Source organism: Hymenobacter metallicola, from assembly GCF_004745645.1.
Taxonomy (GTDB): Bacteria; Bacteroidota; Bacteroidia; order Cytophagales; family Hymenobacteraceae; genus Hymenobacter; species Hymenobacter metallicola.
In genome coordinates, this window is the sequence record NZ_SRMB01000001.1 from 1,745,212 (window position 1) to 1,757,483 (window position 12,272).

Here is a 12,272-nt window from a genome sequence, read left to right on the forward strand (position 1 = left end):
GCAACGCGTACGGCGCCTGAAAAACTTCCAATTCCCCGGCGCGGCTTCAGGCAGGTGTAATAGCCAGGGCAATGTCGGTAACCAGCGCCGGCAGCTCAATCCGTAATTGCCCGGCAGCATTGGCAGTCAGAGCTAGTTGCCCCGGGGATTGGCCGCGGGCCGTGTCCCAGAGCGTCACGACGTAAGGCCCCGCCGCCAAGCCCGGCACGACTACTTGCACTGGCAGAGCCGGCGCGGTTTTGCGCACCAGCCGCTGCCCGTCGCGCTGGTCTTGGCGCAGCAGCCACACCACGGCCTGCGCCCCGTCGCCGCAGGCAAAGCCCGCGAAGGCCAGCGGCGACACTTGGATTTCCGCGTTCAGGTTGCGCCGCCGAAACCGGCTCCAGTCGATAAGCGTGGTGAAATCGGCCAAACTGCGCTGGGCTGCCCGCATGCCGTGGGTCAGTACGTGGGGGTGGCGGTTGGGCCAGCGCAACCCGCCGCCCGTGCCGCCGGAAGCCAGGTGAGCCCACTGCATGTGCCGGAAGTACTCGTCGTCGAAGGGCTCGGGCAGGGTGCGCTTACGGTCTTTGAAGGCATGAATCGGGCCGTGCTCGGAGTCGAAAAAGGGCCGCTCTGGGCTTAGGTGGGTCAGGGCCTCGCGCACCAGCCGCCCCGTGCAGATAGCCGAGGCCACCGTATCCCGGGGGTTGTCGATGGTGGCTTTGTCGTAGAAATGGGTGGAGGCAAAATCCAGGTCGGGGTGGCGGAATATCACCTCGGCTACCCTGGGGTGGTGACCCAGCACCGGCCCGAACAAGGACACGGTCTGCGGGTGACTGCGCCCGTGTAGGCGTAGCTCCTCCTGGCGCAGGTGGCAGCTGATGTCGTGGATGAACTCGGCGAAGATGACCGTATCGTTGCCGGCGTGGGCTGGATGAATCTCGTTCCACAGGTCCCAGGCAAACAGGGCCCCGCTCCCGCCCCACCGCGCGGTGGCAAAGCTCAGCCGGTTTTTGATGGCCTGTCGCATCTTTGGGCACAGCAGCCACTGCGTCCGGCGCCGGCACGGGCCGCCCAGCGCTTGGTTGTAGGGATGCTGCGCCCAGCGCCGCCACATCCAGAACGTGTCGTAGGGCGTGAGCAGCAGGCGCAACCCGTACTTTTCGCAGAGGGCAAACAAATCGTCCCAGAACCGGACCATGTTGGGCTGAAAATGGCCCGCGGGCCGCTCCAGGTAGCGGTTTTCGGTTTGGCAGTACTCCAGCATAAAGCGCAGGCAGGTCACGCCGTGGGCGGCCAGCCAGGCCAGGTGCCGGTCGACGGCCGCCATATCCCGGCGCCGGAACAGGCCGGCGAAATCCGGCCAGGTTACGGCGTCGTTCTGCCCGATGGGTATCCAGGGCTGGCCGTGCTCCGTGACGAAATACGGAGCCTCGGGCGCCACCTGCACCCAGGGCAACAAGGGCGCGGATAACTGACTGTCCGGCTCCGTACTGCGGGCCTTACGAATTGCCATACCCTTGCTGTTACTGCCAGGACGACACGGCCACTACCACGGCCAGCACCAGCGCCGAGTACAAGCCCAGAGCCAGCCATTCCTCCCGGTTCTTGAAGTTGTAGGGAAACCGTTTCTGGGCCGCTTGCTGCAGCTGAATCGAGAAGTACAGCCCGGCCGTGCTCAACAGCAACCCCACCCACTGCGGCCCGGCCCGGCGAAACAGCAGCAGCATCCCGAAAATGGGTAGCAGCCCGACCACGTAGCCCAGAAAGCGCGCCTTGAACAGTCCCCATGCCGGCGGGGGCGGCGGGAGTGGCGGTTGAGGCTGAAGTTTAGGCGGGCGTTTGGGCATAGGGTGTTATCGAGTGGAAGGCGGTGACACGGGCTGCCATTGCTGAGTTTTGCGGAGTTCCAATAGCCTTTTATAAACCAACTCTAGGCCAAACGAGCCTTCCCCACCTTGGTCATAGATTTCTTTCTCGCCATCTGAGTAAGTGACCTTTAAAGTATAGGAAGGCTGATGATTCTCATCTCGCCCATACTTATTTTTCAGATGCACAAAGTCAATGTAATTGAGCAGCTTGGCCAATTCATTGTAAGTAGCGGAAGGCAGCAATGTCGTTAATTCCTCGACTTTTTCACCCGTCTCCTTATAAGTAACAGTTCCATTTAATGATACAGTAATGTCAATTTGTTTAATTTCTTTATAAGCAAAATGATATTTAAGCGAGACTGACTGAATTTCTTTTCCACTTGTTAAATTGGTCGTCTCTAAAAAACCACCAAACTTATACGAGAGTGAATACTTTCTTCTACTTCCAAGTTTGCCACCAGGAGCACGTCTGAAGGTTGTTAGTTTTAAAACAGACTGCTTTTTCAAGTTAACAACAGGCAGGCTACAATACTTATGACCATAGTTCAATCTATCAATCGAAAACACGTTGCCAGAGTAAGCCATAATAAGGAGCAATACCTGACGATGCTCATCACCGATTGCCAATAGATCGGTGTATCCATTTTTATCGAAATCTGCTTTTACCCAAGGAGCAACCCGCTTTTTTTGGGCTTCGCACTTACAGTATTTATTGTTTATCGACAGTGTATCTGACACAGTCAAATACTTATACTTTCCTGCCTTATCCAACGATTGAATCAGACTAAGAACACCCCGAGCATCATTGATTGTATCAATTGTCGAAAACGCTGCTGATTGGGCGCCGGCAACCCGTGTTACTAGTAAAATTAGGAGTACCCAGACTGATTTCATTCTGTCAACCGCCATATCATCCCTTATCAAACACGGGCTCAATCCGTCCTTCCCCATTCACCTGCAAAGCAGCCTCGTAGCGGTTACCGGTCTTGGTGGACACAAACCCGCGGATGACGCCGGTTTTACCCTTGCGCAGGAGCTGGTTCATCTGGCTTTCGGTCAGAGTTTTGCCGCCCCACTCGAAGGGGGCCCGGAACTGGCAGTCTTCGCGGAAGCGGGAGCAGCCCCAGGCGGCCTTGCCGCGCAGCATGGTGCCGAGCTTGCACACCGGGCAGGGAATAACGCCGGGGTCCACGGGCGTGGTGGGCTTGCTCTCGGCGGCCCGCACCAGTTCCAGCCCGTGCTGGGGCGTGAGGCGCACGGCCGCGTCAAACTTCTGGCCCATCTCGTCCACGTAGCCCTTGATAACCGGGGTACGGCCCTTGGTGAGCAAGGCCGAAACCTGCTTGTCGGTCAGGTTCTTCCCTTCAAACTGCGCCGGCAACCGGAACTGGCAATTCTCGCGGAAGCGGGAGCAGCCAAAAGCCGTTTTGCCCTTCAGAATATGGCCCGATTTGCAGGCCGGGCACGCGCCCAGGCTACCGGGAATAGCGGGCGTGGCCGCGGCGGGCTTAATGGGCAGCACGGCCGCGGGCGTAGCGGCCGAAATGCCGGCTCCGGCCACCGTAATGGAGCGGCGGGAGCCGTCCTGCTTGACTTCCTGCACCATTTCGCGCACCAGCATCTTGAGCTCGTCCAGGAACAGGCCCGAGTCGAGGTTGCCGCTCTCAATCTGGCGCAGCTTCCGCTCCCACTGCCCCGTCAGCTCGGCCGACTTCAGCGTAGGGTTACGAATCAGGCCGATGAGCTCAACGCCGGTAGACGTGGGCACGATTTTCTTTTTGTCGCGCCGGATGTAGCCGCGCTTGAACAGGGTTTCGATGATGGCGGCGCGGGTACTGGGCCGGCCGATGCCGTTTTCCTTCATGGCCTGGCGTAGCTCGTCGTCGTCCACGTTGCGGCCGGCCGTTTCCATACCGCGCAGCAGCATGGCCTCGGTGTAGTCGCGCGGGGGCTGGGTCTGCTTCTGGTCGAGGCGGGGCTTATGGGGGCCACTTTCGCCCTTCTCGAACGAGGGCAGCACGGTGTTGACCATGTCGTCGTCGCCCTCGCCGGGCTTGGCCGTGCTGGGGGCTTGCTGCTGGGTCGGGTCGCCATACACGATGCGCCAGCCGGGATTCAGGATCTGCCGGCCCCGGACCCGGAACGGATGCGCCGCCGCCTCGGCCGTGACAGTCGTGTTCGAGACTTCGCAGTCGGGGTAAAACGCGGCCAGAAAGCGGCGCACGATGATGTCGTAGACGCTCTGCTCGTAGCCACCCAGGCCGCCGGCCGTGGCGCCGGTAGGAATAATAGCGTGGTGGTCGGTAACCTTGTTGTTGTTAAAAACCTTGGTACTCTTCTTGATTTTGGCGGCCAGCAGCGGCTGCGTCAGGCTATGGTAGGCCCCCAGCCCCTGCATGATACCGGCAATTTTGGGGTACTGATCGTCGGGCAGGAAGGTAGTATCGACGCGGGGGTAGCTCACCACTTTCTTTTCGTACAAAGCCTGCACGGTCTTGAGCGTGTCGTCGGCGGAGAGGCCCAGCTGGTTGTTGCACTGCACCTGCAAGGAGGTCAAATCAAACAACGAGGGCGGCGACTCCAGCGCCTTTTTGATTTCCACGCCCGTCACGGTCAGGGGCGCGTCCTTCACGGCGGCCATGGCGGCATCGGCCTCTTCCTGACTCACAAAGTAGCCCCGGGCCTTGAGGCGGGCCTTCTCGTCGGGCTCGTCGTCGTCCTTACCCTTTTTCACCAGGGCCACGTGGCTGAACATGGTGCCGCGGTATTCGGTGCGCAGCACCCAGTAGGGCTCGGGCCGGAAGTTCTGAATTTCGTGGTACCGGTCTACGAGCAACGCCAGCGTGGGCGTTTGGACCCGGCCGATGCTGAGCACCTGCTTCTGCCCGGCGGCGTACTTGAGCGTAAACAAACGGGTGGCGTTCAGGCCCAGCAGCCAGTCGCCGGCGGCGCGGCTCTTGCCGGCCTGGTAGAGGTTGTCGAACTCCGAGCCGTCGCGCAGGTTGGCAAAGCCCTGGCGAATGGCGTCCTCGGTCAACGACGAAATCCAGAGGCGCTTAAAGGGCTTGCGGTACTTGGCTTCCATCAGCACCCAGCGCTGAATTACCTCCCCTTCCTGGCCCGCGTCGCCGCAGTTGATAACTTCCTCGGCCCCGGCCAGCAGGTTTTTAATGACGTTGAACTGCCGCACCACCCCGTCGTCGCGGCGCATGAGCTTGATGCCGAAGTTGTCGGGCACCATGGGCAAATCGTGGATACTCCAGCGCTTCCACTCGGGGCGGTAGTCCTCGGGTTCGCGCAATTGGCAGAAGTGCCCGAACGTCCAGGTGACCTGGTAGCCATTGCCCTCGAAGTAGCCATCCATTTTGCGGCTGGCACCCAGCACCTGGGCAATTTCACGGGCGACGCTGGGCTTTTCGGCAATACAAACTTTCAAAATCGAAGATTCTCGCGGATTGAAACAGATTTTGCCAATCGTAGACCGGCAAGGAATCAACAAAGATACGGTGGGAAAAGGTCGTTTTCGTGGTTGGGGCCCATAGCGCAAACTTTGTAGTTGGCCTGCCCCGCTCGGTTGGAGCCAACGCGTTGACTGCTGCACTACTCTACAGGCTACAACCAAGGGCCGGCGCCGCTACCCCCCTGCTGCCCGACCAGCTTTCCGCCTAATTTCCCTTGCGGGGGCAACGGTTCAGCAACAGCAACCATCCTTTTTCTGACAGTTTAGCGGCTAAGCCAAAAACATAGATAAAAATAAATACTATAGTACCTTGCTTTACAAAGTACTATATCATACGTTTGCCTCAGTCATTACCTCGGAGTTATTCCGGTAGCTCTTCAGCCGCTGGGCCTTCCGGCGGCCTGTTCCAGCCACTACCGCACTCAGACGTGGGTATCGGTCGTCGGCTGACTTCCTGCCCGCCGTCGGCGAAGCTGCCACCGGGGGTCCTGGCGGCCTTTCTCATCCACTTCTTTCTTCTACCATCATGAAAACAACCCTCGCCGCTGTTGCCTGCTTGCTCAGCACGGCCGCCCTTGCCCAACAAGCTCCCGCCACCCCGGAGAACCCGGCCCTGAAGCAGTACCGCAGCACGGCTACCAAAGACAACGACCTGGTCCACACCAAGCTGAATGTGGGTTTTGACTACGCCAAGCGCCACCTCAACGGCAAGGCCTGGCTGACGCTCAAGCCCCACGCCTACGCCACCGATTCCCTGCGCCTTGATGCCAAGGGCATGGATATCAAAACTGTGGCCCTGCTCAACGGCGAGCAGCTGCTGCCTCTAAAGTATGCCTACACCGACCGCAACAACCTGCGCATTCACCTGGGCAAAACCATTGCGGCGGGCACGCCCTACACGGTCTATATCGAGTACACGGCCAAGCCTGATGAGCTGGGGGCCAAGGGCAGCGCGGCCATCACCGACGCCAAGGGCCTGTACTTTATCAACCCCGACAGCGCCGTGCTGGGCAAGCCCGTGCAAATCTGGACTCAGGGCGAGACGGAAGCTTCCTCGGTGTGGTTTCCGACCATCGACCGGCCCAACCAGAAGACCACCTCGGAAATCAGCCTGACCGTGCCCAGCAAGTACGTCACGCTCAGCAATGGCAGGCTGGTGAGCCAGACCCCGGCCGGGGCCGGCCTGCGCACCGACACCTGGAAGATGGAATTGCCCCACGCTCCTTACCTGTTTATGCTGGCCGTCGGCGACTTCAAAATCACGAAGGATACTTGGCGGGGGAAGGAAGTGAGCTACTACCTGGAGCCCAAGTACGCGCCCTTCGCCAAGCAGATTTTTGGGAACACGCCCGACATGCTGGAGTTTTTCTCCACTCGGCTCGGCGTCGAGTTTCCCTGGAACAAGTACGCCCAAATCGTAGTGCGCGACTACGTGAGCGGGGCCATGGAAAACACCACCGCGACGCTCCACGGCGAGTTTGTGCAGATGACCGACAAGCAGCTGGCCGACCGCGACTACCAGAACGAGTCCGTTATTGCCCACGAGTTGTTTCACCAGTGGTTCGGCGACTACGTGACGGCCGAAAGCTGGAGCAACCTGACCGTGAACGAGTCTTTGGCCGACTTCTCCGAGGGCCTGTACGCCGAGCATAAGTACGGGGCCGACGCCGCCGACTCCCATAACCACCGCAACCTGCGCCTGTACCTGCGCAACCCGGCCGAGGCGGCCAAGCCCCTGGTGCGCTTCAACTACGCCACCCACGAGGACATGTTCGACGCGGTAAGCTACCAGAAAGGCGGGGCCGTGCTCGACATGCTGCGCACCTACCTCGGCGACGACGTCTTCTTTGCCGGCCTGCAGAAATACCTCAAGGACAATGCCTTTGGCAACGGGGAAGCCCACCAGCTGCGCCTGGCCATGGAAGCCGTTTCGGGCCAGGACCTGAACTGGTTCTACAACCAATGGTACTTCGGCACGGGCCACCCGGTGGTCAGCATCGACTACAGCTGGGATGCGGCCAAAAAGGTGCAGAGCGTGACGGTGAAGCAGAACCAGCCCGGCACCGTGTTTCAGCTGCCCTTCGCCATCGACTACCACGTGAATGGCAAGGTGCAGCGCCAGCGCGTGATGATGACCCAGGCAACCCAGACCTTCAGCCTGCCGCTGGCCGCCAAACCCGATTTGGTGGATGTGGACGCGGAAAAAACCCTGGTATGGCAGCAAACGGACAACAAGCCGCTGGCCGAATTTGCCTACCAATACACCCACGCCCCGCTCTACCTGGCGCGCCGCGAAGCATTGCTGGCCGCCGCCAAGCAGCAGAAGGACCCGGCCGCGCTGCAACTGCTGCTCGCGGGCCTGAACGACAAGTTCAACAACCTGCGCATGGTCACGACGGAGCGGCTGAATCTGCAGGACCCGGCCGTGGCCAAAGCCGCGGCGCCGGCGCTGCGCAAGCGGGCAGCGGCCGAAAAAGACCCGCACGCCCTGGCGGCTTTGCTCACGGCCCTGGCCAAACTAGCCGACAAAAAGGATGAGAAGCTCTTCGCCGCCCAGCTGGCCACCAGCCCGTCGTACACGGTGCAGGCATCTGCCCTGCAGGCCCTGGCCGCCGTAAACCCGGCCAAAGCGCTGCAGCAGGCCCAGGCCCTGGCCACCACCGACCAGGTAAATATAAGCCAGGCTGTGGTAGCCGTGTACGCTAAAGCCGGCACCGCCGCGCAGTGGAGCTACGTGCGCGACAAATTTGACGCGGCCGGCACCCAGGACAAGTTTGGCTACTTCGAGAATATGGGAGCCATGCTGCCCCGTCTCCAGGATCCTACTGCTTTTGCCGAAGACGTAGACCGCCTCAAAGGCTTGGCTATTCAGTACAAGCGTTTCGGCGCCGACCAGCCCATCATTGGCATGTTGCAAGCTGCTGCCAAGCAGCAGGCCGCCACTCCCAACCAGGTCCTGGCCGACAAAGCCGTAGCTGAAATTCAGGCCGCGCAATAAGCCCCGAATCAGGCAATGCAAAAAAGGCCGTAACCCCGGGGTTACGGCCTTTTTTTACGCAGTGCAGCCATAAGCTCCGCTCTCCGGACCTTCCAGCCACAACTCGCAGGGCGGCTTACCCACCGCTACAGAGCCATGCGCTGTCTTCGAGGCTAAGCCATATATAGAAGAATTGCACTCAACCGCTACTATCCATCAGGAGGCCAACTCTCGTATTCTCAAGCTGCACTCATTTATAGTTTTTTCCCTAAGTGTTTATGTGGATTGTCTTTTCCTTGCTGGCGGCCTTGTCGGCAGCTATTGTCGTAACCCTATCGAAAATTGGCGTCAAGAATGTGGATTCGAGCGTGGCCTTTGCCGTGCAGTCGGTGCTTATCCTTGTGGTGGCCTGGGGCGTAGTGGCGTGGCGGGGCCTGCTGCCCACCGTAGCCCAGATTGAAGGCCGCACCTGGGGCTTTTTGATAGCAGCCGGTGTTATTACCTGCCTGTCGTCCCTGTTTTCCTTCCAGGCCCTGAAGCTGGGACAAGCTTCCCAAACGTCCTCGTTCGACAAAATCTCCCTGGTATTTTCCATCATCCTGGCGGTTGTCTTTCTTAAGGAAAAAGTAACCTGGCAGCTACTAGTCGGAGCAGCCCTCATGGCCGGCGGGGCGGTACTGATAGCCTTTTCCAAGCCCGAAGCCCCGTAACGACACGGCCATTACAAGCTTTCTGCTACCAACTCATGATTTAGGAAGCTGCCGGCCTTGCTGCCCGCCGCCACAGCGACGGCGACGGAGCGCATGGGGGTCGTAGCATCTCCGGCTGCAAAAACGCCCGGCACACTGGTCCGCTGCATCTCATCCACCTGAATGTGGCCGGTTTCCGACAGGACACACCCCAAGCCGACAGGCAACAGGCAAGGCAGTTCGAACGGTACCCGGGCAAACATTGCCGCCAGGGGCACCTGGGTCGTATCGGTCAGCACCACGTGGCGCAGGTGCCCGGCCGTGTGGTCGAAGTGGTCAATTGCTGCCTCGGCAATCCGGATGCCGGCCTGCTCCAGCCGCTGGGCTTGGTCGGGGCTCAACGTGGCGGGGCCATTGGTAAACAAGGTCAGGCGTGGGCTCCATTGGCGTAGCAGCCGGGCAAATTCGAAGCCCAGGTCACCGTTGCCCACCACGCCCAGCGGCTGGTCGCCTACCTCGTAGCCGTGGCAATACGGGCAGTGCAGCACCGAAATACCCCAGCACTCGGCAAAGCCGGGCCAGGCTGGCATCAGGTCTTTGACGCCCGTCGCAAACAGAATCTTAGCCGCCGCATACACCACTCCGGAAGCCGTAGAAACGACAAAGCCGGTTCCTTGCCGGGTAGCCGCCACCGCCTCATCCGTTACAACCGTCACGCTCGGGTAAGCCAGCACCTGCTGCCGGGCCCGGTCCCGGATAGCCTGGGGAGGTTGGCCATCCTGGGTTATAAAGTTGTGCGCCCGGGGCGTTTGCCGGTTGCAAGGCTGCCCACTATCCAGCACCACCACCCGCCGCCGGGCCCGCCCCAACGCCATGGCCGCCGACAAGCCCGCGTAGCTTCCCCCGATAATGATTACCTCCGTTTGCGTTTGCTTTTCCATAAGTCAGAAATGGTAAAATGAGCCCCACCGGCCCGGCCTGCCATGGGTAGCAGTTGGAACTAGTAAGGGCGAAAACAAACGAAGATACGTAAATGCAACAATGTTGCAATTACGATTTTATAAAGCCAGAGTCCCTGTCCGAACTCAATCACAACCTATCCTGGGCCAGCCTGCGTAAAAAATACCCCTGAACGTTTTGCGTGATGTCTTCCCTAGAAAGCGTAGTTCCTACCATTCTCCCTACTCCATCCACCAGCATCCGGGCCCTGGCCCGGCTGGGCTTTTTGTCTATTGGCTTTGTGTATCTGGTGCTCGGGGCCCTAACTATCATGGCCGCCATTGGGGTGCGCGGCGCCGACACTGCCGACCAGGAGCAGGTATTTCAGACGATACAGCGCCTCCCGTTGGGGCAGGTGCTGCTCTGGCTGGTGGCGGTGGGGCTGGTCGGCTACGTGGTGTGGCGCTTCACCCAGGCCCTACTCGATACCGAGCACCAGGGCACAACTACGGCGGGACTGGCGGTGCGGGGCTTCTACATTTTTAGCGGCCTGCTTTATCTATTGTTGGCCTATTACGCCGGAAAGATGGCCTGGTACGGGCACAAGATTCAGGAGCCGGATACCACCAAGCCCTTCTTGCGGGAAGCCCTGCACCACGGCTACGGCCAGTGGCTGCTGGGTCTGGTTGGCCTCACTATCCTGGTGGCGGGCCTGGTTCAAATGTACCGGGCTGTATCCGGCAAGTTCGATACCGATGTAAATGGCCGGGAGCTGACCGACGCCCAATGCCGGCTGGTGTACCGCACCGGGCAGGTGGGCTATTCGGCCCGGGGTGTAGTGCTGGCCATTATGGGGTACTTCTGTGTAATGGCAGCCCGGCATGCCAATGCCAATGAAATCCGAGACACGGCCGGCACCTTCGACGCCTTGCAGGCCATGGGGCCGGCCGTGCTGGGTCTGGTGGCCCTGGGCTTGGTCGCCTACGGGGTCTACATGCTGGTGCAGGCGCGCTTTCCTATTCTGCGGGGCGTGTAGAGCACGCACTATTTGGGGAAGTTTGGTGTCTGCAAGATACCCTACTTCTGCGCCGGGCACTGGCGGCCGGGCCCCGGTCTTTCCAGTTAGCGCCGGGGCGGAAGTTGCTCAGATTTCCCCGAGTTCATGGCGACCCATCCGTTCCTTACTTCACGCCCCCAGCAGGTTGGCCTAGTGCTGTTTTTGCTTTTACAGCTGCTCCTGGCCGGGCCTATCCGCTCCGTTGCGCAGCCCCCTATACCACCACTGACGCTCCAGCCTCCGACGGCCGTATTCCCCAGTTCGGAGTTCTACGTAGCCCGGGTGCTGGATGAGCGCCCCACCCGCTCGGCCGTGGCCTGGCTGCTGACCATGCCCCCTAAAGCCGGGCAGCCTCCCTTGCTCCGCGCCGTTGATTTACAAGGTGGAGGCCTGGTAGCTTTCCGTCAGTTTGTTACCCGCACGCTGCCCCACACTTCCAGCCGACGGGCGCTGACCATCCGCTTGCAGGAGTTTCGGGCGGTGGAAACCCCGGTGGCCGGGGCTACCGGGCAGGTGGAAGGCCGGGTGACGCTCCGGCTGGCCCTGGAGTGGCAGCGCGAAGGCGAACCTATTCCGCTCACTGAGTATAAAGGTGCCGTTCGCTACGGGCGGCCCCTGGCCCAGACGACCGTCGTGGAGCCAGTGCTGCGCCAGGTGCTAACCGAGGGCCTACGCTACCTGCGCACCTGGGTCGACCAACAAGCCGCTTCCAATGTACAGCTGGCCACCGGGCTGCGCCTGCACTTCACCGATTATAAGCAGCAAACCGAGCCGGATACACTGTTTTACGACCCCGCCCGCCCCCTGGGGTGGGCCGACTTTACCGCTGCCCCGCGCTCGGGAGGATTTTCGGCGGCGGTGTTTCCTAGCTTCGCCTACGCGGGCCAGCCCCGCTTAGTAAACGGCATTTTGCAGCTGAACCTGAATATGAAGGTGTTTGTGGTGCGCAGCTCTTCCTGGGTGGCCCCCCACGCCCGCGGCGACTACGACCTGAACCACGAGCAGCGGCACTTCGACTTGGTAAAGCTGGTAGCCGAACGGTTTAAGCGCCGCCTCACGCCCGAACGCCTCACGCTGAAAGACTACAACAGCATTCTGCAGTATGAGTACTTGGTAGCCTTTCAGGAAATGAACCGCCTCCAGGAGCAGTATGATGGGGAAACCCACCACGGCTCTAACGAAGCGGCCCAAACAAGCTGGAATCAGCGCATCGAAGCGGAACTGCAGCAGTACGGGGTAGCGCGCCGTAGCCCAGCCAACTAAGCTGGCCCTCAACGGCGGGAAAGCGCCCAACAGT

At 60.4% G+C, this 12,272-nt stretch carries 9 protein-coding genes; 4 read left to right on the forward strand and 5 right to left on the reverse strand.

Features of this window, described 5'->3' with window-relative positions; all coding sequences use genetic code 11:
* Nucleotides 1-46: 46 nt before the first annotated feature.
* Genes E5K02_RS07380 through E5K02_RS07395 form a run of 4 tightly spaced genes read right to left on the reverse strand, consistent with a single transcriptional unit; the run spans nucleotide 47 to nucleotide 5,289 of the window.
* Nucleotides 47-1,498 carry a glycoside hydrolase 5 family protein gene (locus tag E5K02_RS07380; protein WP_240737185.1) on the reverse strand — a complete coding sequence of 484 codons (1,452 nt, stop codon included), beginning with the start codon at nucleotides 1,496-1,498 and terminating at the stop codon, nucleotides 47-49.
* Nucleotides 1,499-1,508: 10 nt separating this feature from the next.
* The gene (locus E5K02_RS07385; RefSeq protein ID WP_135393543.1) at nucleotides 1,509-1,832 is read right to left on the reverse strand and encodes a hypothetical protein; all 324 of its coding nucleotides are present in this window, start codon (nucleotides 1,830-1,832) and stop codon (nucleotides 1,509-1,511) included.
* 6 nt (nucleotides 1,833-1,838) lie between these two features.
* A complete protein-coding gene (locus E5K02_RS07390; protein ID WP_135393545.1) occupies nucleotides 1,839-2,747 on the reverse strand; it encodes a DUF6438 domain-containing protein in 909 nt (302 codons plus the stop codon).
* A 16-nt stretch (nucleotides 2,748-2,763) separates the two neighbouring features.
* Nucleotides 2,764-5,289: a type IA DNA topoisomerase gene (locus E5K02_RS07395; RefSeq protein WP_135393546.1), complete on the reverse strand. Its 2,526-nt coding sequence runs from the start codon at nucleotides 5,287-5,289 to the stop codon at nucleotides 2,764-2,766.
* Between the two features lie 550 nt (nucleotides 5,290-5,839).
* Here E5K02_RS07395 and E5K02_RS07400 point away from each other — a divergent pair.
* Both E5K02_RS07400 and E5K02_RS07405 read left to right on the forward strand, forming a co-directional pair.
* Nucleotides 5,840-8,311 (forward strand): M1 family metallopeptidase, encoded by a 2,472-nt coding sequence (locus E5K02_RS07400; protein WP_240737186.1) that lies wholly within the window; start codon nucleotides 5,840-5,842, stop codon nucleotides 8,309-8,311.
* A gap of 257 nt (nucleotides 8,312-8,568) precedes the next feature.
* Nucleotides 8,569-9,000: an EamA family transporter gene (locus E5K02_RS07405; RefSeq protein ID WP_135393550.1), complete on the forward strand. Its 432-nt coding sequence runs from the start codon at nucleotides 8,569-8,571 to the stop codon at nucleotides 8,998-9,000.
* An 11-nt stretch (nucleotides 9,001-9,011) separates the two neighbouring features.
* On the opposite strand, the gene E5K02_RS07410 is transcribed toward E5K02_RS07405, so the two are convergent.
* On the reverse strand, nucleotides 9,012-9,920 hold the full coding sequence (locus tag E5K02_RS07410; RefSeq protein ID WP_135393552.1) for an NAD(P)/FAD-dependent oxidoreductase: 909 nt from the start codon (nucleotides 9,918-9,920) through the stop codon (nucleotides 9,012-9,014).
* A 203-nt stretch (nucleotides 9,921-10,123) separates the two neighbouring features.
* Between E5K02_RS07410 and E5K02_RS07415 the strand changes: the two genes are divergently transcribed.
* Together E5K02_RS07415 and E5K02_RS07420 are read left to right on the forward strand one after the other, a co-directional pair.
* Nucleotides 10,124-10,954: a DUF1206 domain-containing protein gene (locus E5K02_RS07415; protein WP_135393554.1), complete on the forward strand. Its 831-nt coding sequence runs from the start codon at nucleotides 10,124-10,126 to the stop codon at nucleotides 10,952-10,954.
* A 126-nt stretch (nucleotides 10,955-11,080) separates the two neighbouring features.
* On the forward strand, nucleotides 11,081-12,238 hold the full coding sequence (locus E5K02_RS07420) for a hypothetical protein (RefSeq protein WP_135393556.1): 1,158 nt from the start codon (nucleotides 11,081-11,083) through the stop codon (nucleotides 12,236-12,238).
* Nucleotides 12,239-12,272 lie beyond the last annotated feature (34 nt).

Coding starts and splice junctions, on each gene's coding strand:
- E5K02_RS07400 (WP_240737186.1), top strand. CDS start 5,840: ATGAAAACAACCCTCGCCGCTGTTGCCTGCTTGCTCAGCACGGCCGCC.
- E5K02_RS07415 (WP_135393554.1), top strand. CDS start 10,124: ATGTCTTCCCTAGAAAGCGTAGTTCCTACCATTCTCCCTACTCCATCC.
- E5K02_RS07380 (WP_240737185.1), bottom strand. CDS start 1,498: ATGGCAATTCGTAAGGCCCGCAGTACGGAGCCGGACAGTCAGTTATCC.
- E5K02_RS07390 (WP_135393545.1), bottom strand. CDS start 2,747: ATGAAATCAGTCTGGGTACTCCTAATTTTACTAGTAACACGGGTTGCC.
- E5K02_RS07420 (WP_135393556.1), top strand. CDS start 11,081: ATGGCGACCCATCCGTTCCTTACTTCACGCCCCCAGCAGGTTGGCCTA.
- E5K02_RS07405 (WP_135393550.1), top strand. CDS start 8,569: ATGTGGATTGTCTTTTCCTTGCTGGCGGCCTTGTCGGCAGCTATTGTC.
- E5K02_RS07410 (WP_135393552.1), bottom strand. CDS start 9,920: ATGGAAAAGCAAACGCAAACGGAGGTAATCATTATCGGGGGAAGCTAC.
- E5K02_RS07385 (WP_135393543.1), bottom strand. CDS start 1,832: ATGCCCAAACGCCCGCCTAAACTTCAGCCTCAACCGCCACTCCCGCCG.